Origin of the sequence: Candidatus Chlorobium masyuteum (assembly GCF_011601315.1) — a bacterium.
GTDB lineage: Bacteria > Bacteroidota > Chlorobiia > Chlorobiales > Chlorobiaceae > Chlorobium > Chlorobium masyuteum.
In genome coordinates this window covers 198,565-220,606 of record NZ_JAAORA010000003.1, presented here as the reverse complement: position 1 = coordinate 220,606, position 22,042 = coordinate 198,565, and the positions used below count along the sequence as shown (strand labels likewise).

The 22,042-nt window shown below is 50.9% G+C and carries 26 protein-coding genes and 2 pseudogenes; 24 read left to right on the top strand and 4 right to left on the bottom strand.

From position 1 onward, the window contains the following. Positions 1 to 14 precede the first annotated feature (14 nt). The 4 genes from G9409_RS07630 to G9409_RS07615 all read left to right on the top strand — a co-directional run bounded on the left by G9409_RS07630 (position 15) and on the right by G9409_RS07615 (position 4,660). Positions 15 to 1,727, top strand: coding sequence for a type I secretion system permease/ATPase (locus tag G9409_RS07630; RefSeq protein ID WP_166808199.1), 1,713 nt, complete (start codon positions 15 to 17; stop codon positions 1,725 to 1,727). A gap of 46 nt (positions 1,728 to 1,773) precedes the next feature. Then, positions 1,774 to 2,952, top strand: coding sequence for an HlyD family efflux transporter periplasmic adaptor subunit (locus tag G9409_RS07625; protein ID WP_166808198.1), 1,179 nt, complete (start codon positions 1,774 to 1,776; stop codon positions 2,950 to 2,952). 28 nt (positions 2,953 to 2,980) lie between these two features. Further along, positions 2,981 to 4,351: a TolC family outer membrane protein gene (locus G9409_RS07620; protein WP_166808197.1), complete on the top strand. Its 1,371-nt coding sequence runs from the start codon at positions 2,981 to 2,983 to the stop codon at positions 4,349 to 4,351. Between the two features lie 63 nt (positions 4,352 to 4,414). Continuing rightward, positions 4,415 to 4,660, top strand: coding sequence for a hypothetical protein (locus G9409_RS07615; protein WP_006365917.1), 246 nt, complete (start codon positions 4,415 to 4,417; stop codon positions 4,658 to 4,660). A gap of 73 nt (positions 4,661 to 4,733) precedes the next feature. On the opposite strand, the gene cysK is transcribed toward G9409_RS07615, so the two are convergent. Further along, positions 4,734 to 5,687, bottom strand: a complete 954-nt coding sequence (gene cysK, locus G9409_RS07610; RefSeq protein WP_166808196.1) for a cysteine synthase A — start codon at positions 5,685 to 5,687, stop codon at positions 4,734 to 4,736. Positions 5,688 to 6,130: 443 nt separating this feature from the next. Here cysK and G9409_RS07605 point away from each other — a divergent pair, with 443 nt between their 5' ends. After that, the gene (locus tag G9409_RS07605; RefSeq protein WP_166808195.1) at positions 6,131 to 6,364 is read left to right on the top strand and encodes a chlorosome envelope protein B; all 234 of its coding nucleotides are present in this window, start codon (positions 6,131 to 6,133) and stop codon (positions 6,362 to 6,364) included. 91 nt (positions 6,365 to 6,455) lie between these two features. On the opposite strand, the gene G9409_RS07600 is transcribed toward G9409_RS07605, so the two are convergent. After that, on the bottom strand, positions 6,456 to 7,043 hold the full coding sequence (locus tag G9409_RS07600; protein ID WP_166808194.1) for a PTS sugar transporter subunit IIA: 588 nt from the start codon (positions 7,041 to 7,043) through the stop codon (positions 6,456 to 6,458). A 96-nt stretch (positions 7,044 to 7,139) separates the two neighbouring features. Continuing rightward, positions 7,140 to 7,319 carry a winged helix-turn-helix transcriptional regulator gene (locus G9409_RS07595; protein WP_166808193.1) on the bottom strand — a complete coding sequence of 60 codons (180 nt, stop codon included), beginning with the start codon at positions 7,317 to 7,319 and terminating at the stop codon, positions 7,140 to 7,142. A 244-nt stretch (positions 7,320 to 7,563) separates the two neighbouring features. Here G9409_RS07595 and G9409_RS07590 point away from each other — a divergent pair, with 244 nt between their 5' ends. The 13 genes from G9409_RS07590 (at position 7,564) to G9409_RS07530 (ending at position 18,031) form a co-directional block, all read left to right on the top strand. Next, the gene (locus G9409_RS07590) at positions 7,564 to 8,709 is read left to right on the top strand and encodes an ABC transporter substrate-binding protein (RefSeq protein ID WP_166808192.1); all 1,146 of its coding nucleotides are present in this window, start codon (positions 7,564 to 7,566) and stop codon (positions 8,707 to 8,709) included. A gap of 69 nt (positions 8,710 to 8,778) precedes the next feature. Then, positions 8,779 to 9,648 carry a branched-chain amino acid ABC transporter permease gene (locus tag G9409_RS07585; protein ID WP_006365923.1) on the top strand — a complete coding sequence of 290 codons (870 nt, stop codon included), beginning with the start codon at positions 8,779 to 8,781 and terminating at the stop codon, positions 9,646 to 9,648. Beyond that, entirely contained in the window at positions 9,648 to 10,646 is a 999-nt protein-coding gene (locus tag G9409_RS07580) for a branched-chain amino acid ABC transporter permease (protein WP_166808191.1), read from the top strand. Before G9409_RS07585 ends, G9409_RS07580 begins: the two co-directional genes overlap by 1 nt. Further along, positions 10,643 to 11,371 (top strand): ABC transporter ATP-binding protein, encoded by a 729-nt coding sequence (locus tag G9409_RS07575; protein ID WP_166808190.1) that lies wholly within the window; start codon positions 10,643 to 10,645, stop codon positions 11,369 to 11,371. Before G9409_RS07580 ends, G9409_RS07575 begins: the two co-directional genes overlap by 4 nt. After that, positions 11,364 to 12,059 carry an ABC transporter ATP-binding protein gene (locus tag G9409_RS07570; protein ID WP_166808189.1) on the top strand — a complete coding sequence of 232 codons (696 nt, stop codon included), beginning with the start codon at positions 11,364 to 11,366 and terminating at the stop codon, positions 12,057 to 12,059. The genes G9409_RS07575 and G9409_RS07570 overlap by 8 nt, the downstream gene beginning before the upstream one ends. Positions 12,060 to 12,122: 63 nt before the next feature. Next, complete coding sequence (locus G9409_RS07565) at positions 12,123 to 13,013, top strand: HlyD family secretion protein (protein ID WP_235923269.1); 891 nt, start codon at positions 12,123 to 12,125, stop codon at positions 13,011 to 13,013. 117 nt (positions 13,014 to 13,130) lie between these two features. Continuing rightward, the gene (locus G9409_RS07560) at positions 13,131 to 13,277 is read left to right on the top strand and encodes a hypothetical protein (RefSeq protein ID WP_166808188.1); all 147 of its coding nucleotides are present in this window, start codon (positions 13,131 to 13,133) and stop codon (positions 13,275 to 13,277) included. 70 nt (positions 13,278 to 13,347) lie between these two features. Further along, the gene (locus tag G9409_RS07555) at positions 13,348 to 13,494 is read left to right on the top strand and encodes a hypothetical protein (protein ID WP_166808187.1); all 147 of its coding nucleotides are present in this window, start codon (positions 13,348 to 13,350) and stop codon (positions 13,492 to 13,494) included. Continuing rightward, positions 13,491 to 14,432, top strand: a complete 942-nt coding sequence (locus tag G9409_RS07550; protein ID WP_328700123.1) for an ABC transporter ATP-binding protein — start codon at positions 13,491 to 13,493, stop codon at positions 14,430 to 14,432. The genes G9409_RS07555 and G9409_RS07550 overlap by 4 nt, the downstream gene beginning before the upstream one ends. Further along, complete coding sequence (locus tag G9409_RS07545; protein WP_166808186.1) at positions 14,425 to 15,168, top strand: ABC transporter ATP-binding protein; 744 nt, start codon at positions 14,425 to 14,427, stop codon at positions 15,166 to 15,168. The genes G9409_RS07550 and G9409_RS07545 overlap by 8 nt, the downstream gene beginning before the upstream one ends. Next, positions 15,165 to 16,271, top strand: a complete 1,107-nt coding sequence (locus G9409_RS07540; RefSeq protein ID WP_166808185.1) for an ABC transporter permease — start codon at positions 15,165 to 15,167, stop codon at positions 16,269 to 16,271. The genes G9409_RS07545 and G9409_RS07540 overlap by 4 nt, the downstream gene beginning before the upstream one ends. A 78-nt stretch (positions 16,272 to 16,349) precedes the next feature. Next, positions 16,350 to 17,471, top strand: a complete 1,122-nt coding sequence (locus G9409_RS07535) for an ABC transporter permease (protein WP_166808184.1) — start codon at positions 16,350 to 16,352, stop codon at positions 17,469 to 17,471. Between the two features lie 161 nt (positions 17,472 to 17,632). Next, complete coding sequence (locus G9409_RS07530) at positions 17,633 to 18,031, top strand: iron chaperone (RefSeq protein WP_166808183.1); 399 nt, start codon at positions 17,633 to 17,635, stop codon at positions 18,029 to 18,031. A 42-nt stretch (positions 18,032 to 18,073) separates the two neighbouring features. Here the strand turns inward: G9409_RS07530 and G9409_RS07525 are convergent, their stop codons facing one another. Beyond that, positions 18,074 to 18,658, bottom strand: a complete 585-nt coding sequence (locus G9409_RS07525) for a chemotaxis protein CheB (RefSeq protein ID WP_166808182.1) — start codon at positions 18,656 to 18,658, stop codon at positions 18,074 to 18,076. Positions 18,659 to 19,063: 405 nt separating this feature from the next. Between G9409_RS07525 and G9409_RS07520 the strand changes: the two genes are divergently transcribed. From G9409_RS07520 to G9409_RS07495, 6 genes and pseudogenes are all read left to right on the top strand, one after another. Continuing rightward, complete coding sequence (locus G9409_RS07520; protein WP_166808181.1) at positions 19,064 to 19,246, top strand: hypothetical protein; 183 nt, start codon at positions 19,064 to 19,066, stop codon at positions 19,244 to 19,246. A gap of 67 nt (positions 19,247 to 19,313) precedes the next feature. After that, positions 19,314 to 20,302 (top strand): annotated as a pseudogene (locus tag G9409_RS12195) (virulence RhuM family protein). Positions 20,303 to 20,310: 8 nt separating this feature from the next. Then, positions 20,311 to 20,574: pseudogene (locus G9409_RS07510) on the top strand (DNA damage-inducible protein D); the annotation flags it as partial. A 252-nt stretch (positions 20,575 to 20,826) separates the two neighbouring features. Continuing rightward, a complete protein-coding gene (locus G9409_RS07505) occupies positions 20,827 to 21,135 on the top strand; it encodes a BrnT family toxin (protein WP_166808180.1) in 309 nt (102 codons plus the stop codon). Continuing rightward, positions 21,107 to 21,379, top strand: a complete 273-nt coding sequence (locus G9409_RS07500) for a BrnA antitoxin family protein (protein WP_166808179.1) — start codon at positions 21,107 to 21,109, stop codon at positions 21,377 to 21,379. The genes G9409_RS07505 and G9409_RS07500 overlap by 29 nt, the downstream gene beginning before the upstream one ends. 470 nt (positions 21,380 to 21,849) lie before the next feature. After that, entirely contained in the window at positions 21,850 to 22,041 is a 192-nt protein-coding gene (locus G9409_RS07495) for a hypothetical protein (RefSeq protein WP_166808048.1), read from the top strand. Position 22,042: the final 1 nt, after the last annotated feature.

Here is a 22,042-nt window from a genome sequence, read left to right as displayed (position 1 = left end):
GTATATGTCTACCTATGACGCCTGATTTTTTTAATCGCAGTATTCTCTCCCGTCAGCTCTGGACGTTTCGCCGTCTCTTTATGTGGGTCGGTATTTTCAGCATGATCGCAAACGTGCTGATGCTCGCGCCAACGCTCTATATGCTTCAGGTATACGGAAGGGTAATGAAAAGCGGCAGTGAGTTGACCCTCATTATGGTGACCCTGTTTCTGATTCTGTTTTATGTGGTGATGGCATTTGCCGAGTGGCTGCGTTCCCGTCTTCTGGTTCGTGCCGGAGTACAGCTTGATGAAGCGCTCAACTCGCTGGTCTTCAATGCGAGTTTTGACGCCTTCCTTACCCGCAGCACGCATAAAATCAGCGAGGCGTTCCAGGATCTGGCCAATATCCGCCAGTTTCTTACGGCAAACGGTATCATTGCGTTTTTTGATACCCCCTGGACGCCGATCTATATTGCCGTCATTTTTCTGCTCAGTCCTTTTCTCGGGTGCCTCTCAATTCTCTTTGCGATTATTCAGCTTCTCGTAACCCTGCAAAGCCATCTTCTGACCCGCAGAGAGATTGAACATGCATCTGAAGCAGGTAATGAGAGCTACCGCTATGTGCAGAGCAAGCTTCGCAACATTGAGCCGATCCATGCGATGGGTATGAGCGGGAACCTCATGAAACGCTGGTTTGTTCTCAACGAGGCCTCTCTTGAAAAGGCGGAGAGCTCCCATGACCGTCAGCATCGTCAGCAGGCATGGGTAAAGTTTCTTCGCTACACCATGCAGTCTCTTACGCTTGGAGCCGGGGCGCTTCTCGTTGTTGACGGCAGGATGTCTGCCGGATCGATGATTGCGGCAAATATCTTGATGTCGAAGGCTCTTCAGCCGCTTGATCTTGTTGTGGCCACATGGAAGCCGTTTGTTCACTCCCTTACCGCGTTTACCCGTCTGGAAAAACTGCTTGAAGAGTTTCCGGAACAGCAGCAGGGAGCAGTGCATCAGGATCCTTTCGGCGAAATCCGTATCGAGTCTCTTACCGTTCGTGTTGAAGGTCGTAAAACGCCAATTCTGGATAATATTACGGTGATGTTTCCTGCCGGAAAGGTTGTTGTTGTGCTCGGCCCTTCAGGATCAGGAAAATCAACGCTTGCCCGCTGTATCGTCGGAGTCTGGCCTCATCCCGAGGGAGCGGTGCTCATAGACGGTGATCCTGTTGAGAGCTGGGAGAGAGCGGAGCTCGGGCCGCACCTGGGATATCTGCCGCAGGATATTGAGCTCTTTGATGGCTCTATTGCCGAAAATATCGCCCGTTTTGCAGAAATTGATTCACTCAAGGTGATTGAGGCAGCGCGCCGTACCGGTATTCATGAGATGATTTTGAGTTTTCCCCGTGGTTATGATACCCAGATAGGTGAAGCTGGCGGGATGCTTTCGGGCGGTCAGCGCCAGAGGCTCGGACTTGCCCGTGCCATCTACGGTAATCCGGCTATTCTTGTTCTTGATGAGCCGAACGCCAATCTTGATGAAGCCGGTGAGCGTTCACTGCTTCAGGCGGTCGGGGATATGAAAGCCGCAGGTAAAACCGTTATTCTGATTACCCACCGCCCAAGCATACTCGGTGTCGCCGATCTTGTTGCGGTGATGAAAGCCGGACGGATTGAACGGTGCGGGCCGCGCGAAGAGGTTATTGCCGCCATGCGTCCGGTAGCGGCATCATCATCATCAGTCCCGGCATCCTGAACTGAATTTTTCAGAAGTGTAAATGGTAATGGAGATCAATGATACTATGCAAGAGATAGAAGCAGTAAAGCAGGAAGATGCAGCAAAGGCCGTCCAACTTGCCAGAAACAAGGAGAAATACCGAGATACCAGAAGCCCCGTAAGGCTTGGTATCTGGATACTGCTTGTCGGTTTCGGCGGGTTTTTGCTGTGGGCAGCATTTGCTCCCCTTGACGAGGGTGTGCCCTGTCAGGGGATCGTGAGTATTGCTACAAAACGGAAGGTTGTTGAACACCTGAGGGGAGGAAGTATTGAGAAGGTTCATGTTCGTGAGGGCCAGATGGTGCGTCAGGGTGACCTGCTTGTAACGCTTGAGCGTCAGACGGCAAAAGCCCGCTTTGATGAAGCCCATCAGCACTATCTTGGCATTCGGGCAACAGCTGACAGGCTTCATGCAGAGCTTCGGGGAGCCCGTTCAATCACTTTTCATCCGGATCTGCTCAATGACCCTGACAGGACGCTGGCTCAACGAAATATGAGCAATGAACGGCAGCTCTTCATCTCCCGTCAGACGACACTTAACCTGCTCAATGCCCAGCTTGCAGGTATAAAGTCACTGGTCAAAGAGGGTTACGCCCCAATGAGCCAGCAGCGGGAGCTGGAGTTGAAGATATCGGAGTTCAAGTCGGCAACCGCATCCCAGCTCTCCCAGATGCTGCTTGAAGTGGAGGCAGATGCAGTAAAGACCAAAGTGCTTGCCGCAGAGCTGGCTGATACTGAAATTCGATCACCAGCCTCCGGACAGGTGGTCGGGCTTCAGGTTCAGACGGTGGGAGCTGTGGTCCAGCCGGGCCAGAAAATCATGGATATTGTCCCGAGCAACGAAGGGCTGCTTATTGATGCAAAGGTGGCACCCCACCTTATTGACAGTATTCAAAAAGGTCTGCCGGTTGATGTCAGCTTCTCCTCATTCTCCCACTCGCCCCAGCTTGTTGTGCAGGGTGTGGTAGAATCGGTCTCAAAAGATATTATAACCGAACCCCAGATGAACCCCATGCAGCCGGGAGCAACCTACTATCTTGCCAGGGTTACGGTAACACCCCAGGGGATGCGATCACTTGGTCATCGCCAGATGCAGCCCGGAATGCCGGTCATTGTTGTTGTCAAGACCGGTGAACGCTCGCTTCTGGTCTATCTGATCGATCCATTGATCAAGAAGATCATGGTTTCCATGAAGGAGGAGTAGGTTCAGGGCTCAGGGTTTGTTGAACAACATGGTTTTATGGATAACGAACATTGACGTGAATGAAGCGATGATGAAGCAGTTTTCCCGATTGATGGTTATAGGAGCGTTCTTGGCATCCGGAACGGTATCAGCCGCACCGATTGACCTCTCGACGGCCTACCGGAAAGCCCTCGACTACGATGCCAAGTTGCGTGTTGCCAGGGCCGATAATATGATCTTCCGGGAGGAGATCGGAAAGTCGAGATCCAAGTTGCGGCCCAATATCCGCTGGAGCGGTTCGCGGGGCCGAAGTTCAACGCAACATGGTTTTCAGGGCCGCTTTACACCGGTTGATTATTACAATACCATAAACTATGGAGTAACGGTTCGTCAGCCGCTGCTCAACCTCTCCAGTATTGCCGAATATCAGCAGTCCAAGGCTATTGCCTCCAAGAGTGATGCTGAACTTCAGAGTGAAGAGGTTGGCCTGATTGTGAGAGTAACCGAGGCCTATTGCAATGCTCTTTTTGCCGAGGATAACCTCAGTTTCAGTCAGGCACACACCAGGGCGATGCTGGAGCAGCTTCGCCAGGCCAGGCGTCGTTTTGATAACGGTTACGGTACGATTACCGAAATCAATGAGGCGCAGGCGAGCTACGATATCGCGCTTGCAGAGGGTGTTGATATTGTGAGTTCTGTCGAATTCAGCCGCAGGGAGCTGGAAGATCTGATCGGGATCTATCCTGATGAGCTCTCCCGGCTGGACCCTTCACGGCTTGCACTCCAAAATCCGCAACCAAAAGGGGTTGAAGAGTGGATTGCCATGGCACTCATGTCAAATCCGGCACTTGCAGCAGCCCGCCAGGAAATTCAGATTGCAAAACACGAGATTGACAAACAGCGATGGGCCCGTTACCCGACGATTGATCTTGTCGGCTCAAAGAGCTATTCCGAGAGTGAAAACAACTACTCGATCGGTTCAACCTACAATACCTATTCGATCAGTCTGCAGTTGAGCGTTCCGACCTATACCGGCGGTTTTGCCAGTGCAGCAATTCGTCAGGCCCATGCCAAGAGGCTTAAATCCGTTGAAGATCTCAGCAGCAAGGAGCGTGCAGTTGAATCCGAGATTCGCAAATACTATAACGGTGTAGTCACCACTATTGCCCAGATTCATGCCTACGAACAGGCGGTTAAATCAGGAGAAATTGTGCTGATCGGAACAAAAAAGGGGTTCGGGGCCGGAATTCGAAGCAATGTTGACGTTCTTGATGCGGAGTGGAAGCTCTTTACAAGCAGGCGTGATCTGGCCAAATTGCGCTATCAGTATATTCTTAACAGCCTGTTGCTTAAACAGAGAGCAGGGATACTCTCTGAAAAAGAGATTGAACTGTTTAACGGCTCTCTTATTCGTGGCTGAATATGTTCACGCTATTTTATTCGTAATACTTTTCATAACCTCTATTTCAAGGAAAAACAAAACATGCAGACCATCTACGCCGACGGAATCGCCAACATAACGCTTATTGATGGCATTATTCGTTTTGATATTGTCAATATTATGCAGATTGAAGATGAGAAGGCAAATATCCGTCCGGTCGGAGCACTCGCTCTCTCTGTTCCGGCACTGTTGAGAACACATGATCAGCTTTCCAAGGCAATCGAAAAACTTGTTGCCGATGGAATTGTGACAAAAACAGATACACCGGTCTCTCTGGATCAAAATTGACACTGGAGATGGTCACATGAGGAAGTGTGAATGTTTACGCTTCCTCATGACCATAAAGGTGCGGGCAAGCAGCCTAAAGATTGTTCTCTTCAGGATCGAACTGGTAGAGCAGTGTTGAGAGGTAGCGTTCGCCGGTATCGGGCAGGATAACGACAATATTTTTACCCTTGTTCTCCTCACGCTGAGCAAGTTGCAGAGCCGCGTATGCCGCAGCTCCCGATGAGATGCCGACGATAAGTCCCTCTGTACGGGCAAGGGTACGGCCGGTTCGAAGGGCATCCTCGTTCTTTACCAGAATAATTTCGTCAATAATATTGGTGTTGAGGATATCAGGAATGAATCCTGCGCCGATTCCCTGTATTTTATGCGGTCCGGGCTTTCCGCCGGAGATGACCGGGGAGTCGAAGGGCTCAACAGCTACAATTTTTACACCGGGATTCTTCTGCTTGAGTACCTCACCGACACCGGTAATAGTGCCGCCGGTACCGACACCACTCACAAAGATATCAACCTTTCCATCGGTATCCTTCCATATCTCCTCGGCTGTTGTTCTGCGGTGGATATCAGGGTTGGCCGGGTTTTTGAACTGCTGCGGCAGAAAGGAGTTCGAATATTTCAGATGAAGCTCTTCAGCTTTTCTGATGGCGCCGGGCATTCCTTCAGGGCCCGGAGTAAGAACCAGTTCAGCACCAAGAGCCTTGAGCAGGTTGCGGCGTTCAATACTCATGGTTTCAGGCATGGTAAGCATCAGGCGGTACCCTTTGGCCGCGGCAATGAATGCCAGTGCAATACCGGTATTGCCGCTGGTCGGTTCAATGATGACAGTATCCCTGTTGAGCAGACCCTTTTTCTCGGCATCCTCGATCATGGAAAAACCGATACGGTCCTTGACACTGCCGCCGGGGTTGAAATATTCGAGTTTGGCGATAATAGATCCTGCAGCATCAAACTCACGACTGAAATTTCCAAGCTTAAGCAGGGGGGTGTTACCGATAAGGTCGGTCAGTTTTTTTGCAATTCGTCCCATAGTGTATTCCTGTTTATTTGTGGCGTGTTTTTTTTGAAAATAACAATTGTTAATGCTTTTTTATAAAGGATACAAAAACAGGTATTTACCCCTTTTTAGCGCATTGAGCAAATGCATCAAGGTGAAGCGCACTACTCCTTTTTGATTGTCTTGCAGGCAAAGTAGTTGAATCTTCTTCATGAAACGGCCTGAATAGAAGAAAAAAAATGAATGAGCATTCGCAGTACTGATTGAAAAAATACCGTTCAATAAAACTGATAACCATATATAAATAAATAAGTAAGCCCTCTATTTTATCTGCACCGCCCGGTATTTTTTTTAAGGAAGTGCCTAATAATGAATTAGTTGTATTCAATGAATTATTTTAAATTATATGTAAACGTATATACACTATAGAGGAATTGTTTTTCCACTACATCTCCATAACATAAATCAATACAGCTATGTCAAACGGATCAAACGTAAACGTTGATTTCTCAGGCACTATCGGCAATATTGCTGATTCTGTAGGTAAACTTTTTCAGTTCCAGATTGATACCCTGAACAGTGGCATCAAAACGGTTTCCCAGTTTGTTGAGCCGCTTGCCAAGACGACAACTGATCTGGCTACCAACCTTGCCGGCACACTGAACAATGTGCTTCAGAGCATTTCCTCAGCTTTTGCTCCTAAAAAGTAATCGGCTTCAACGCTGAAAAGAGAGCACCCTTTGCTGAGCGCAGAGGGTGCTTTTTTTTTGTCCGGTGCTAATCCCGCCTTCATGGTTACATTCAACCCCTATTGCTGCCGGCCTCACGGATTGTTTTTGCCCGCCACTCCTTGTCGGATGCCATCCTGGTGATAACCCCGAGCATTCTGATATGGCTGTTCGGATCGGAAGCGGGTGTCAGGAGGAGGAAGATGATCCGGGCACTGTTGCCGGACTGCCGGTCAACAACGCCCTTTTTGCTTACACCGATTACAAGTACAGGCCTTTGTATGTTCTCCGGTCTTGCATGGGGAATGGCAATATCGGAACCGACAAATGTGGCGCCCTGCGATTCACGTTCAAGCAGGCTTTTGAAAGTGCTCTTTTCATCAATATCCGGATTTGCACTACAGCACTCATGCAGGAGCAGCTGAAAGGCGTTCTCTTTATCTGTCGATTCTTGCAGAAGCACAACAGGCGCATGCATGACCAGCTCTTTCCACTCGTTCGGAGGCTGAGCAGTTACGGCTTCTCCCATGCCATTGCCGGGAGGATTGGATTTTTTCTTGAAGAGCGCTGAATAAAGATCCTTCGAACGGTCAACGGCGGAGGCCAGCAACCCCTTTCCGGAGTCATACTGCTGGTGGTTGTTCTTGAGTGGTTTGTTCATGGAGCGCATGCCCGTCAGAATAGTAAAATCTCCGGAGCGAGAACATCCTGAATAAAGCAGGATCGCTTTCGCAAGCAAATCCTGCCGGAGAGAGGCTTAGGCTGCCGGTTCCCAGAAACAGCGCTTTGGCGAAACGATCAGCCCTTCATCCTTGAGTACCTTCATAGCCTTGTCAACCTCTTTGCGGTCCAGTCCGCTCTTTTCGGCGATCTGTCCGGCATTCATGGGGGAGGCCTCTTTTTTCATCACTTCCAGTACCTTCTTTTTTGCATCCATCTGTCTTATTGTTTGATTAGGCTATAGCGCATTATGTTATGCTGAATAAATGTACAAATTTTTCAATAATAATAGTGCTGACGGGGATGGGGAGGATTTTCATACCGGAAAGCGGACTCTATTTATAACGTTTTTTAAATATTGTATTGTAATTTTAAGGGTTGGTTACCAGCAATGAGTTTTGATTGTAGGGCAGCAGCTTTGTCGAGAAGGTTGAACAACTTAATCCAAAGGAGTGCAATACATGAAGAAAATACTACTCTCTCTTGCCGCCGCCGTCCTCCTGGCTCTTCCGCTTGCCGGAGAGGCTGCACCGCTGAAAATCGGATTTATCAACTCCATTACCGGAAAAGAGGCGCAGATCGGTGAAAATCTCACCAACGGCGCAGCTCTGGCGATTGAGGATTTGCGCTCAAAAGGTGTTCAGGTTGATCTCGTCAGGGAGGATGACGGAGGCGATCCCAAGAATGCACTTGCCGCCTATGAAAAGCTTGTTACCCGTGACGGGGTGATCGGAGTTGTGGGTCCCTACACCTCGGGATGTGCCAATGTCGTGGCATCCAGGGCAGACCAGTACCAGGTTCCGCTGCTTGTTCCCGCTGCCGCCAAGGAGGAGATTACCCGCAACGGCTACAAGAATGTGTTCCGCCTCAACGCTCCGGCTGATGTCTATTCCAGGGTTTTGCTGAGCGCCGTGGCCCCATACAAACCAAAAACCATAGCCTACGTCTATGCCGCAACTGACTTCGGGGTTTCAACGGTAAAAACAGCTCAGCTCAATGCTGCCAGTATGGGCTTGAAAGAGGTAGCCAATGAGAAGTACCAGCAGGGTCAGCCGGACTACCGGGCAACACTCTCCAAAGTCAAGGCGGCAAATCCCGATCTTGTTTTTCTTGTCTCCTATGATGCCGATGCCATTCTCCTGATGCGTCAGGCCAAGGAGATCGGGCTTGCACCAAAGGCATTTCTCGGTGCGGGAGCCGGTTACACCACGGCCCAGTTTGCCCAGCAGAGGGAGATATCCAATCTTGTCATCTCCGCTACCCAGTGGACGGATGATGTCAACTGGCCGGGAGCTGCAAATTTCGCGAAACGCTATCAGGCAAAGTTTGCCAAAGAGCCATCCTACCATGCAGCCTGTGCCTATGAAGCCGTCCGGATTATGGTTGATACGGCGGTCAAAACCAGAACAGCCGCGAAACTTCGCGCCGGTTTGAAAGCAGGGAGCTGGAACGGTATCATGGGCCCGGTAAAATTTGCCGATTACAGCGGCTTTACCAATCAGAACAACCACCCCATGCTGGTTCAGCAGCTCCAGAACGGTAAAACTGAAACGGTCTATCCCGCACAGTTCAGCAAAAAGAGACTGGTTTACCCTTTCAAACGGTAAGAGGGATTTCATTGTGGGGGCGAAAAACGGTTCGCCCTCACAAATAACCATTTCAGACGGAGTATCCTGATGTTATTCCTGCAAGCCCTCGTATCCGGCATTCTCTCTGGCGGGGTTTATGCCCTTGCCGGTATCGGTATGTCACTGGTATTCGGTGTTATGAATATCAGCAACTTTGCCCACGGCGACCTGATGATGCTTGGCATGTATCTGGCCTATTTTGCCTTTACCCTGCTGCACATTGATCCCTATCTGGCACTGCTGCTGATCATTCCGGTCTCGTTTCTTTTCGGTTTTATTCTTGAAAAGGTATTTATCCACCGAGTTATCGATCATCCACATCAGAACCAGATTCTCCTCACCATAGGCCTCGGGCTGATCATGAGCAATACCGCACTGCTCGCCTTTACCAGCGATCCGAAGATACTCACCACCACTTATTCGAGCAGCGCCATCAATACAGCCTCGGGTCTCTCCATCTCCGTTCCGCTGCTGCTCTCATTTGTTATCACCTCCGTGATTACGGCGGTTCTCTACCTCTTTCTTGCAAAAAGCAGCACCGGGATGGCTCTCAGGGCGACAAGCCAGAACCGTGAAGCAGCACAGTTGATGGGTATCAACGTGGCTAAAATGAGTGCCATTGCATTCGGTATCGGTACCGCCCTTGCGGCAACTGCCGGGGCTCTTATTGCACCGACCTACTATATTCATCCGCTGGCCGGTCACAGTTTTCTCTTGAAATCCTTCACCATCTGTGTGCTTGGGGGTCTCGGCTCGGTAGTCGGGGCCGGAGTCGGGGGGATCATCATCGGGGTGGTTGAGTCGATGGCCGCCACCTATATCTCCACAGACTGGAAGGATGTGGTTGTCTTTGTGCTCTTTCTTACGGTTCTTCTGTTTCGTCCCCAGGGACTCTTCGGAAAAAAGGGAGGGCAGTAATGAAACAGGCACTCATCATTGCTCTCTTTGCGGCCTTTACGGCAGTGCTTCCGCTCTTTATCGGTGAAGAGAACCCCTATATCATCGGCATACTGATCTCCGTGCTCATGATGGCGGCACTCTCATCGGCATGGAACATCATCGGCGGATTTGCCGGGCAGTTCAGCTTCGGTCATGCCGCCTACTTCGGTGCCGGAGCCTATACCACATTGATTCTGATCTCTTCATTTGAAGTCAATCCGCTTATTGGCACAGCAGCAGGTATTGCTGTCGCCGCTCTGATTGCCCTTATCACCGGGAGCATTGTTTTCGGACTGCGCGGCCATTACTTTGCGCTTGCCTCAATAGCCGTAGCAGAGATTATCCGGCTCTCTGTGCTTAATTTCGAGTTTACCGGAGGGGCCCAGGGGATTTTGCTCGCAAATGTCACGCTCTGGGGGCTTGATCTCAACAGTAAAAATCCTTTTTACTACGGCATGCTCCTGCTTCTCGTTGTAACGCTCGCCGTAACGGAGTATCTGCGCAAGTCGAAAACCGGATACTATCTGCAGGCTATCCGTGAAGACCAGGATGCGGCGGCATCTCTCGGCATCAATCTTGCACTCTACAAAAACAGGGCGCTCCTGATATCCGCACTCCTGACCTCCGTTGCCGGCAGCCTCTATGCGCTCTATATCCGCTTTATTGACACCTCAGCCGTGCTCGACCTCCGGCTTTCCATTGAAATTATCCTGACCGCGATAATCGGCGGAGTAGGAACGCTCTGGGGTCCGGTTCTCGGAGCACTCCTGCTTGTGCCTCTTGCCGAGGCGCTCCGTTCCAACATGATCGGCGACGCGCTGGTCAAGCTTGGTCTGGTATCGGAAACCTCTTCGGTCGGCATTTTTTTGAACGAAAACCTTGCTCATGCCCATGTTCTGGTCTATGGAATCATTACGGTGCTCTGCATACTCTACCTGCCAAAAGGGATTCTCGGGCTTTTCAGGAGGGTGAAATGAACGAACCTATCCTCAAAATCAATAAGGTGAGCAAGCACTTCGGCGGTAACATTGCTGTGTCGGATGTTACCTTTGCGGTAGAAGAGAACCGGATATTCGGGCTTATCGGGCCGAACGGAGCAGGAAAAACAACTCTCTTCAACTGTATGACCGGTTTTGTTCCGATCACTTCTGGTGAGGTGATGTTCAATAACCGGAAGATCAATAACCTGCGACCTGACGCTGTATGCCGGATCGGTATGGTTCGAACCTGGCAGAGAGTCAAACCGCTCTCAAGCCTGAGTGTTCTTGACAATGTGATGGTCGGGGCCTTTGCCATAACCGGGTCAGCCGGGGCAGCAAGAAAGATAGCGGTGGAGAAGCTTGCGCAGGTTGGCCTCTCCGATTACTCCGCAAAGCTGGCAGGTTCGCTCTCCATCGGATTGAAAAAAAAGCTTGAACTTGCCCGTGTTCTGGCCACCCGTCCTAAAATGCTCCTGCTTGACGAGATCTGCGGAGGATTGAACCACACCGAAACGGCCTCCATTCTTCAACTCATCCGTGATGTCCGGGAAGAGGGCACAACGATTCTCTTTATCGAGCATGATATGAAAGCGGTTACATCAATCTGTGAGCGTATTGTTGTTCTGAACTCCGGCGTGAAGCTTGCCGAAGGCACTCCGGCCGAGATTACGAGCAATCCTGAGGTTATTGCAGCATATCTGGGAGGTGGTTTCGATGCTTAAAATAGAAAATCTTCAGGCCGGATACGGTGAAATGGTTGTGTTGCGCAACATCAACATCTCACTCAGCGAGGGGGAGATAGTCTCGGTTGTCGGCAGCAACGGTGCAGGAAAATCAACCCTGCTCAAGGCTGTTTCAGGCATCATCAAGTCATCCGGCACCATCACCTTCAATCATCAGCCGCTCAGCGGCCTTCAGGCGCACAGGATTGTTCAGCGGGGAGTGGTGCATGTTCCTGAAGGACGCAAGATATTTCCTGAAATGACCGTTCTTGAGAATCTGATGATGGGGGGATTTCTCTGCCAGAAAGATAGGACGGAGAATCTTGAGCGGGTCTATGCCCTCTTTCCCATCCTTGCCGAACGCCGCAAACAACTTGGAGGTACCATGTCAGGCGGCGAGCAGCAGATGCTCGCAATCGGCAGGGGGCTTATGGCGAGTCCCAAACTCTTTCTGCTCGATGAACCGAGCCTTGGACTCTCGCCGCTTTTCACCGACGTGGTTTTCAAAGCGATTCGCGCTATCAATAAAAGCGGTGTAACTGTTCTGCTGGTTGAGCAGAATGTCTACCAGTCACTGAAAATAAGCCATCGCGGTTATGTCATTGAGACCGGCTCCATCGTTCTCTCCGGCACCGGAGAAGAGCTGCTCAATAATCCTGAGGTAAAAAAAGCCTTTCTCGGGATGTGAAACTATGTGAACTATTTAACTCTCCTGTTACGCTTTAAAATGTTACGACTTGATCGACCGGTAATGCGAGTTTCCATCACTCTGCTTTTCATGCTTCTCTTCTCCGGATGTCACCGTAACGACAAGGCTGACGGGTACGGTAATTTTGAGGCTACTGAAATCATTGTCTCGGCTGAATCGAGCGGCAGGTTGCTGCGTTTTGATGCAGAGGAGGGAGCTACCCTGCAGAAAGGGGCGGTCACGGCTGTTATTGATACCACACAGCTGCACTACTCGAAGATGCAGCTCAAGGCGGAGCGGGAGGCTCTTGAGGCCAAACAGCCGGGACTGGGCGCAAAGATCAGTGTGCTGCAGGCAGAGCGTTCAAACATGATGCGTGACCGCGCCCGATACCGGAGGCTGCTCAGCGAGGGGGCAGTTCCCTCACGGCAGCTTGAGGAGTTTGAAAACCGGATCACGGTTCTTGACCGGCAGATAGGCTCTCTTGAAGCCGAGTATCCCGGACTATCAGGAGATATACGGGCCAGATCTGCGCGTCTGGCACAGATTGATGACCAGATAACAAAAAGTGTTATTAAAAACCCGGTCACCGGCGTGGTGCTCGCCAGATATGCCGAGCCGGGAGAGCTTGCCTCGTCAGGAAAAGCGTTGTACCGGATCGCTGATCTTGAGCGCATCTACCTCAGGGTCTATCTCAGCGGAGCCCAGCTTTCGGGTGTGAAGATCGGTCAGCAGGTTGAGGTGGAGGTGGACGGGGCGACGGGCGCAGGAAAGGTGCTGCATGGTACAGTCTCCTGGATCTCTGCAAAGGCGGAGTTTACCCCGAAAATCATCCAGACCAAAGAGGAGCGGGTCAGTATGGTCTATGCGATCAAGGTGCTGGTCCGGAACCGCGACGGCCTGCTCAGGATCGGTATGCCGGGCGAAGTGCGACTGCAGAAGCGGGTTTTGTGATCAGGATGGTATTGATAGCAATATAAAACAAGCTCTCGCTGCTTGTTAGAAGGATCTTTCCTTACATTTCCTGTTGTGCGGTTGGCACGTTTTCCCTAACTCAAAAAAAACAGCCCCATGTCCGTAGAAGAGTCAAATGAGTTCGATGAGTTGATGGAGATCGTCAACGAAGATGAGCAGAGCGAGCCCGCAGGAGAAAAGAGTGAAGAGGAGCAGGAGCTGGAAATTCCACTAACGGGAAAAGCCGGTGGAAAAGGCGGGTGAAAAACCGCGCCTGAACATTTTCGGAGTATGTCGATACATTTTTCCGGTAACTACAATCCATGCTGTTAACATGTCCGTAGAAGAGTCAAATGAGTTCGATGAGTTGATGGAGATCGTCAACGAAGAGGAGAGTGCAGAGCCCGCAGGAGAAAAAAGTTCGGAGGAGAAGCAGGAGGAGATTCCAATAGCGGGAAAAGGTGGGACACGCGTTGGGTGAGTAGCGCTAAACAGGCAGTTCAGCTCTTTGCCCTCGCAAAGCGGTTCGGCGCAGTCGAAGCGCTTCAGGAGATGACACTCTCTGTCGGCGAGGGTGAGCTCTTCGGTTTTATCGGTGCTGACGGGGCAGGCAAAACAACCCTGCTCCGGATTCTTGCAACCCTGCTTTTGCCGGGCGGTGGTAAAGCCGAAGTGTTAGGGCTTGACGTGGTCGCCTCCTACCGCGACATCCGCCGCCGGATCGGTTATATGCCCGGCCGCTTTTCGCTCTATCAGGACCTGACGGTTGAGGAGAATCTCCGCTTTTTTGCCACCATTTTCGGTACCACAGTCGAAGAGAATTACGACCTTATCCGCGATATCTACATCCAGCTTGAGCCCTTCAAACACCGGAGGGCCACCAAACTCTCCGGAGGAATGAAGCAGAAGCTGGCTCTCTGTTGTGCTCTGGTGCACCGACCCGAGCTGCTCCTGCTTGATGAACCGACTACCGGAGTCGATGCGGTTTCGCGCGCGGAGTTCTGGCAGATGCTTGGCCGCCTGAAAGAGCAGGGGATCACCACGCTTGTCTCCACACCCTACATGGATGAGGCTGCGCTCTGCGACCGGATAGCCTTCATGCAGGAGGGGCGGCTCCTTGCGGTTGAAACTCCCTCGGCCATAACCACCCTCTTCCGAAAGCAGCTTTTTTCCATTCGTGCCCGAGAAACCTGGAAGCTTATTGCCTGGTTGCGCTCCACATCCGAAGCGCACTCAGTCTATGCCTTTGGCCGTGCGGTGCACTATACATCAAAAAGAAACAACCAAAGCCCCGAAGTGCTGTTTGAAATGCTCCGGCGGCAGGGATTTACGGAGGTTGAGGTGAAGCAAATCGCTCCCGGAATCGAGGATACCTTTATGGCGCTCATGGAGGCGAAAACGGGTGCAGTTCATGAGTGAACCGGTGATTAATACCGATAAGCTCACCCGCCGTTTCGGCGACTTCGTGGCGGTCGATAAGCTCACTTTTGCGGTCGGCAGGGGGGAGATATTCGGTTTTCTCGGTGCCAACGGTGCCGGAAAAACAACAGCAATAAGAATGCTGACCGGTCTGCTCACGCCCTCAACAGGCACTGCTTCAGTTGCAGGATTTGACCTCTACACCGAGTCCGAAAAGGTGAAGCGGAACATTGGCTACATGAGCCAGCGATTTTCGCTCTACGATGACCTGACGGTGAAGGAGAACATCCGCTTTTTTGCCGGAATCTACGGACTTTCCGATGCGGCCATTCGCGAAAAGAGTGCGAAGCTGCTTGAGACACTTGATTTGCAGCATGCAGCCAGTGCACGCCTTCGCTCACTGCCGCTCGGATGGAAACAGAAACTCGCTTTTTCCGTAGCCATTCTGCATGAACCGAAAATCGTCTTTCTCGACGAGCCGACCGGCGGTGTTGATCCGGTAACACGGCGGCGATTCTGGGATATGATCTACGAGGCCTCGGAGAGGGGCGTAACCGTTTTTGTGACAACACACTACATGGATGAGGCCGAGTATTGCGACCGCATCTCGATCATGGTTGACGGCCGGGTGGCCGCACTCGACACCCCTGAAGCGTTGAAGCAGAAATACGGGGTTGAGAGCATGAATGAGCTCTTTATCCAACTGGCGAGGTCAAAACCGGAGGCAGGGAGATGAAAAGCTTTATAGGGTTTCTCACCAAAGAGTTTCTCCACATTTTCCGCGACCGCAGAACGGCGGTCATCCTCTTCGGCATGCCGCTTATTCAGCTGCTCATCTTCGGTTTTGCCATCCGGAACGAGATCCAGGATGTCAAACTCGGGGTGTTCGACAAATCCCGCGATGCGGTGACAAGGTCAATTATCAGCAAGTTTGCCTCATCGGGCTACTTTATGCTCTCCCGGGAGGTGCACTCGGAGCGGGAGATTGAGGATGCCTTCTCTACCGGCAGCATCACCGAAGCGCTTGTTTTTGAGCCCGATTTTGCCCGCCGTCTGCAGCGTGATGGAAGGGCAGAGGTGCAGGTGATTACCGACGGCTCAAATCCGAATCTCTCCCGTATTGTCTCCGGCTATACAGCCTCTGTGCTGCAGGAGTATCAGGGGAGTACCCTGCCGGGAGCGGGGAGGGAGGCCGGAGTTGTTGCGGTTCCTCTCATGCTCTTCAACCCGGAGCTGAAAAGCGTCGATCTCTTTGTTCCGGGGCTTATGGCGCTCATTCTTATGCTGGTCTCCGCATTGATGACCTCGATCAGCATCACGCGCGAGAAAGAGAACGGAACCATGGAGGTGCTTCTGGTCTCATCGCTTCGCCCCGCACAGATCATTATCGGCAAGGTGGCACCCTATTTTCTCCTCTCCTTCATCAATGTGGTGACCATCATCACCGTTGCCTCCCTTGTGTTCGGGGTCCCGTGCAGGGGGAGCATGCTGCTTTTGCTCCTTGAGTCGCTGCTCTTTATTGTTACCGCGCTCTCGCTCGGCATCTTCATCTCCTCGGTCACCTCTTCACAGCAGGTGGCCATGATGATCGCCCTTGCAGGGCTGCTGCTTCCGACCATCCTGCTTTCGGGCTTCATCTTTCCTGTGGCCAGTATGCCGCTGCCGCTCCGGATGATCAGCAACATCATCCCTGCCAGGTGGTATCTCATCATTGTGCGGGGTATCATGCTCAAAGGTGCCGGATTCAGCTACATCTGGAAGGAGACGCTGGTACTGGTGGCGATGAGTACGGTTTTGATTGTTGCAAGCATAAAGAAGTTTAAAGTACGACTTCAATAGCAGCTCCTGAGGAGCGCGATATTGGTAGACATAACACATCGAGCGAGATAACATGAATTTATTGAGGCAGATCATTCGATGAGAACCATATTATTTATCCTCCAGAAGGAGTTTCTGCAGATTTTCCGCAACAGGGGAATGCTGCCGATCATCTTTGTGCTGCCCTTCATCCAGCTTGTGATTCTCTCCTATGCCGCCACCTTTGACGTCTCGCGGGTACCCTTTCACCTGCAGGACCGGGACCGATCGGCAACTTCACGGCAGCTTGCCGAAAAGTTCACCGCCTCAGGCTACTTCAATCTGACCGGTTACTCCTCTTCAGACAAACAGAGCCTGAGCGAGCTTGTTCGGCGCAATGCCGATCTGGTGCTTGTCATTCCCTCCGGTTTCGAGCGCGATCTGGTCACCACCGGTCACGCCCCGGTTCAGCTCATGATCAACGCCGAGGATGGGTTCTCGGCAGGCGTGATCCAGACCTATGCCGGAGAGATTGTCTCCGCCTTCAATCGCGTGGAGCTGAAACGGCTCATTCCGGGAGGGGAGGTTGAGGCGGCGGGTCAGATCACCATGGTCTCCTCAAACTGGTACAATCCCGAGCTCAAGTACACACACTACATGGTACCGGGCATTATTGTTATTCTGGTCACCCTGATCGGCCTCTTTCTTTCGGGTATGAATGTGGTGCGCGAGCGGGAGATCGGCACGATCGACCAGATCAATGTTACTCCGATCAAGCGTTACCAGTTCATCACCGGCAAGCTGCTTCCGCTCTGGATTATCGGTATAGGTGAGCTGAGCGTCGGGTTGGTGATTGCCCGGCTTCTGTTTCATGTGCCGATGCTCGGCAGTTACGCGCTTGTCTATCTTGTTGCCGGAATCTATCTGCTGGTTGTGCTCGGCATGGGGCTCCTCATCTCAACCGTCACCGACACCCAGCAGCAGGCCATGTTTATCGCCTGGTTCTTCATGGTTATCTTCACCCTGCTCTCCGGCCTCTTCACCTCCATCGAAAGCATGCCCGAGTGGGCCCGGACTATGACCATGCTCAACCCTGTCCGTCACTTTGTCGATATCATGCGCCGGGTCATGCTCAAAGGCTCCGGCATAGCCGAAATCGCAAGCCCGCTCCTGATCCTCACCCTCTTCGCCACCCTCATGCTCGTCCTTGCCGTCAAACGCTACCGGAAGGTTTCGGCGTGAGTACCGGGAATCTCCATGTTGATGATTGACGGCATATTGATTATGTTTTTCAAGCGCCGCAGGAGTGCCATATTGGTAGAAAAAGAGACCACCTTTCTATTCGATTCTTTTCCGTCCGGAGGAGGTAACGATTGGGAAATGCTGAAAAAAATTGAAAAGTGATGAAACAGGAGTCGCCGAAAAGTATCGACGAGTACATTGCGGGTTTTCCCATGGAGATCCGCCAAACTCTGGAGCAAATCAGGGCGACCGTCAGGGCTGCGGCTCCGGATGCGGATGAGAAAATAAGCTATCAGATGCCGACCTTTACGCTGCATGGTAATCTGGTTCACTTCGCAGCATTCAAAACCCATATCGGCTTTTATCCTGCTCCTTCCGCTGTTGAGCATTTCCGGAAAGAGTTAGCGGTTTATGATTGTGCAAAGGGGACTATCAGATTTCCTCATGGAAAGCCGGTACCGCTTGATTTGATAAGCCGGATTGTGCAGTTCAGGGTAAAAGAGAATCTGGCTAAAGCAGTAGCAAAAGGGCGAATTGTTCAGAAAAGTCCCCGAAGTTGACGTTGCCAGCTATGTATACGGCTTTCTATGCGTGATGTGATACTAAATCGATCGTGCGATTCTGGCGATTTCACTGGCGATACTCTCAGGTGCAAGGATGAAGTCGATGCAACCGGTCTCTATTGCGCTTTCGGGCATGTCTGGCTGTGCCGCAGTGTCAAGCTTCTGGGCAATGGTGATGCCGCCAACTTCCTTGATGCCGCAAAGCGCTGCCGCCCCGTCGCCGTCATAACCGGAGACGATGACGGCGATGATCTTCCCGTCCCAGTTCTCCGTGAGGGAACGCAGGAAGACCGTGATCACGTCAGGCCATCCCCGGGGCTTGGAGATCGGCTCAAGGCGGAATTCGCCATCAAGAACATGCAGGTCACGCTTCTCCGGGATGATGAACACGTGGTTGGGCTCAATGACCAGGTCGTCGGTGATCAACTCAACGGGCATCGTCGTGTATTTCGGGAGGATCTCGTGCAACCGGGTAGCCACAGTTCTGAGGTGATTGACGATGACGATGGCGACTCCGAGGTCAGCAGGCAGATTCTGCAGCAGCCGAATGTATGCATCAAGACCACCAGCCGAACCTCCAACACAAACGACGGGGAAGTCCCTTGCAGCATTCTTAACTTTCATTGTGCATCACTCCATTTTCTGGTCAAGAGATTCGCGCAGCCGGGTGTTTCAGGAGCCGACAGCTTCCAGAGGGGGTGTTTACCACCGCGCACTCCACGCTTGTCGAACAATAATTTGATTGATCCGCCTGAACCGCGCATTTTCGAACACGATTCAAAATACTGTTAATTTTACACATCATAGGCGATTATCCTATTTAATCAAATATTCCACGGTGATATAGTAACAGCCCGGATTTCTGGCTCGTTATTGAAAGTAGTGTTCATACCAGTAACTTTTTATGATGTGGCGAGTTGGACAACAGATGCGTAAATTACACGGCGGGGAAATAATAAGGGAATCCTTGACATGGCAGAGTAACGTACTCTCCATTATTGTTCAAGCAGATAAAGGAGGTGCTTTGCTATGACGGCAAAAGAGAAAATTATTCAGGCAGTTGAAGCGCTTCCTGTCAATACCACATTTGAGGAGGCTATGGAGCGTCTACTAATTTTGGCGAAAGTTGATAGAGGAATCCAGCAGGATAATGCCGGAGAGACGATTTCGCACACGGAAGTGAAAGAGCGGATGTCGAAATGGCTGAAGTAAAGTGGAACGCCGAGGCCTGCGTGCTGGCGGCAATAATTGCTAACAATATCTGGGAGGTATTGGAATCATGAATGAATACAGAGTACCAGATCAGCCTTCTAAGGGTCAGTTCCTTGTCTATGCTGCCGAAGACGGGCGGACAAAGATCGACGTGTGTCTGGAGGGCGAAACGGTCTGGCTGGCTCAGCAAGATATTGCAGAGTTGTTTCAGACCAGTGTGCCAAATATTAGTATGCACCTTCGCAACATATTTTAAGAAAGGGAGTTATCGAATGAGGCAACTGTTAAGAAATTCTTAATAGTTCGACAGGAAGGTGCTCGTAAAGTGAAACGTGAATTGGAGTATTACAACCTCGATGCCATTATCTCAGTAGGCTACCGGGTAAAAAGTGCTGTCGCCACTCGTTTCCGCATCTGGGCGACCCAGCGATTGAAGGAATACATCATCAAAGGGTTTGTTCTCGACGATGAACGGCTGAAAAATCCTGACCTGCCTTTTGATTATTTTGATGAGTTGCTTCCGCGCATTCAGGATATTCGAACCTCCGAGCGGCGTTTCTACCAGAAGATTACCGACATCTACGCCACCAGCATTGACTACGACCCGACGATGCCGGAGAGTATCGGATTTTTTCAAACTGTTCAGAACAAGATGCATTGGGCAATAACGGGCCAGACAGCTGGCGAGGGGTGAAGGTGCGTAAAGAAGATGTAACGATTGCCAAGAACTATCTTAACGAAGAGGAACTTGTAGCGCTGAACAATCTTGTTGAGCAATACCTTGTGTTTGCTGAGGGCCAGGCTATGCGTCGCGTGCCTATGCACATGAGAGAGTAGATAGGCAAGCTTCATGGTTTCCTTACTCTGAATGACCGCGACATCCTCAACAACGCAGGCCTGATTTCCCACCAGATGGCGAAAGAACTCGCTGAGGCGGAATATGAAAAATTCAATATGAACCGTATTCGGCAGATTGATGAAGCTGGCGGAGAATTCGAGAAAGCTGTCAGGCAATTACCGCCAAAGCCAACGCGCAAGAAAGGAGGGAAGCCATGAACAATGAAACCTTGATCCTGAAAGCCAAAGACTTCGCGACTGAAATTACCATCTTCAATGCACGTGAACATGGATTGAAAAGTGAGGGGCAAATTTCTACAGAGCACATCACCAACAACAAGGCTGTGCGGAACACACTGCTCGAACGGGGCATCCGCCCGGAATCGCTTCCACCTGCTGAAGATGTAAAGAAGGTTGAACGCCGTCTCGAGTCTGAAGAAAAGAAGTCGTTGAAAAATCCTGACGGCTTGAGCGAGCTAACCGAGGAATGACGGGAATGAAAGTTGAACAAGGTGCCCCGCAAGCACCCCGCAAGTACCCCGCAAGCAAGGCGCGTATCGGAATTCAAAATCTCCCTGTTCAGGCTCCTCTGGGGGCGAAACATTGGTAGCAAATACAGAAAATCATGAACGTTCCCTCGGGCTCACAGAATAATCGGTGAACATTTGTTGGCTTGATATCTGACTCATGCGCTTTGCTGAATTCGCAGTGTTCCGTATATTGCAAAAATATACAATATTTCTATGACCATTTTTGAAGGTATCTCTGGATTTCAGTGGGACAAGGGAAATTCGACCAAGAACTGGGAGAAACACCGGGTATCAATGTCTGAATGTGAAGAGATTTTTTTTAATCAGCCTTTGGTCGTGGCTGATGATCAAAAACATTCTGGATTGGAAAAACGTTTTTTTGCATTGGGTAAAACGGAGAGAGGAAAACCTCTTTTTCTGGTTTTTACTGTGCGTAAAGATCAGATAAGAGTTATTTCGGCACGCAGTATGAACAAAAATGAGCAGGATATTTATGAAAAACGGGAAAAAAGCGATACCTGAATTCAGGAGTGAAGCGGAGGAGCAGGAGTTCTGGTCAATACATGATTCAACTGAATTCGTGGATTGGAAAAAGGCCGGAAAGGCACTGTTTCCGAATCTGAAGCCAACCATGAAAACCATATCACTCCGGTTGCCGGAACCGATGCTCAATCATCTCAAGGTGCTTGCCAATGAGCGCGATGTACCTTACCAGTCGCTCCTGAAGATGTTTCTCAAGGAACGTCTCGACCAGGAATTTTCGTAAGGAATGCCCCTCCGGTTCAGCACTCTCCGCAAGCACCCGACATGTACCAGTCATGTACCCCGCAAGCTACAGATATGCGCCGCACATGTACCGCACAAGCAGGGAGCATATAGGAATTCAACATCTCCCTGTTCAAGCCCAGTCAAGGGCCCAGTCGGGACCAGGTCACCGGACAAGTCACGGCACCAGTAGGCAACAGCCAGAGTCACTGCCAGAGTTGCAGGTTACCCCACCTGTTGTCTTCAGAAGTACCGGGTTAAGGAAAAAGGCGCAGAATGTTTTGTCTTTGCTGTTAAACGCTACTGTAAGGTTTTGGTGTGGTTTGCTGTGTAGTTCCTGTGTGTTATCGGTTGAGGTTTTCTTTGATGGCCTGAAATAGTTTGTTATACTTTCAAAAGGAGAGAAGAAGCCCTATTGATATGTTTGCGGCTCTTTTAGCCGCCCGTCACTGCAAACTGATTCGAGACACCATGCACTGGATTGCCCCTGCCGAAAAAGATACAGCTACCTCCGCACTTGAAAAACGTTTATGGGCTGCTGCCGATCAGTACCGTGCCAACTCCGGCCTGAAGGCGCAGGAGTACTCCGCTCCGGTTCTTGGCCTTATTTTTCTGATCTTTTTTTTCAGTGCTTCAGTTATAAACTCAGGCATCCCGGAATAAT

Bases quoted from the DNA above. Each gene is read 5' to 3' on its own strand.
- G9409_RS07630 (WP_166808199.1), top strand. From the start codon at position 15: ATGACGCCTGATTTTTTTAATCGCAGTATTCTCTCCCGTCAGCTCTGG.
- G9409_RS07625 (WP_166808198.1), top strand. From the start codon at position 1,774: ATGCAAGAGATAGAAGCAGTAAAGCAGGAAGATGCAGCAAAGGCCGTC.
- G9409_RS07620 (WP_166808197.1), top strand. From the start codon at position 2,981: ATGGTTTTATGGATAACGAACATTGACGTGAATGAAGCGATGATGAAG.
- G9409_RS07615 (WP_006365917.1), top strand. From the start codon at position 4,415: ATGCAGACCATCTACGCCGACGGAATCGCCAACATAACGCTTATTGAT.
- cysK (WP_166808196.1), bottom strand. From the start codon at position 5,687: ATGGGACGAATTGCAAAAAAACTGACCGACCTTATCGGTAACACCCCC.
- G9409_RS07605 (WP_166808195.1), top strand. From the start codon at position 6,131: ATGTCAAACGGATCAAACGTAAACGTTGATTTCTCAGGCACTATCGGC.
- G9409_RS07600 (WP_166808194.1), bottom strand. From the start codon at position 7,043: ATGAACAAACCACTCAAGAACAACCACCAGCAGTATGACTCCGGAAAG.
- G9409_RS07595 (WP_166808193.1), bottom strand. From the start codon at position 7,319: ATGGATGCAAAAAAGAAGGTACTGGAAGTGATGAAAAAAGAGGCCTCC.
- G9409_RS07590 (WP_166808192.1), top strand. From the start codon at position 7,564: ATGAAGAAAATACTACTCTCTCTTGCCGCCGCCGTCCTCCTGGCTCTT.
- G9409_RS07585 (WP_006365923.1), top strand. From the start codon at position 8,779: ATGTTATTCCTGCAAGCCCTCGTATCCGGCATTCTCTCTGGCGGGGTT.
- G9409_RS07580 (WP_166808191.1), top strand. From the start codon at position 9,648: ATGAAACAGGCACTCATCATTGCTCTCTTTGCGGCCTTTACGGCAGTG.
- G9409_RS07575 (WP_166808190.1), top strand. From the start codon at position 10,643: ATGAACGAACCTATCCTCAAAATCAATAAGGTGAGCAAGCACTTCGGC.
- G9409_RS07570 (WP_166808189.1), top strand. From the start codon at position 11,364: ATGCTTAAAATAGAAAATCTTCAGGCCGGATACGGTGAAATGGTTGTG.
- G9409_RS07565 (WP_235923269.1), top strand. From the start codon at position 12,123: ATGCGAGTTTCCATCACTCTGCTTTTCATGCTTCTCTTCTCCGGATGT.
- G9409_RS07560 (WP_166808188.1), top strand. From the start codon at position 13,131: ATGTCCGTAGAAGAGTCAAATGAGTTCGATGAGTTGATGGAGATCGTC.
- G9409_RS07555 (WP_166808187.1), top strand. From the start codon at position 13,348: ATGTCCGTAGAAGAGTCAAATGAGTTCGATGAGTTGATGGAGATCGTC.
- G9409_RS07545 (WP_166808186.1), top strand. From the start codon at position 14,425: ATGAGTGAACCGGTGATTAATACCGATAAGCTCACCCGCCGTTTCGGC.
- G9409_RS07540 (WP_166808185.1), top strand. From the start codon at position 15,165: ATGAAAAGCTTTATAGGGTTTCTCACCAAAGAGTTTCTCCACATTTTC.
- G9409_RS07535 (WP_166808184.1), top strand. From the start codon at position 16,350: ATGAGAACCATATTATTTATCCTCCAGAAGGAGTTTCTGCAGATTTTC.
- G9409_RS07530 (WP_166808183.1), top strand. From the start codon at position 17,633: ATGAAACAGGAGTCGCCGAAAAGTATCGACGAGTACATTGCGGGTTTT.
- G9409_RS07525 (WP_166808182.1), bottom strand. From the start codon at position 18,658: ATGAAAGTTAAGAATGCTGCAAGGGACTTCCCCGTCGTTTGTGTTGGA.
- G9409_RS07520 (WP_166808181.1), top strand. From the start codon at position 19,064: ATGACGGCAAAAGAGAAAATTATTCAGGCAGTTGAAGCGCTTCCTGTC.
- G9409_RS07505 (WP_166808180.1), top strand. From the start codon at position 20,827: ATGACCATTTTTGAAGGTATCTCTGGATTTCAGTGGGACAAGGGAAAT.
- G9409_RS07500 (WP_166808179.1), top strand. From the start codon at position 21,107: ATGAAAAACGGGAAAAAAGCGATACCTGAATTCAGGAGTGAAGCGGAG.
- G9409_RS07495 (WP_166808048.1), top strand. From the start codon at position 21,850: ATGCACTGGATTGCCCCTGCCGAAAAAGATACAGCTACCTCCGCACTT.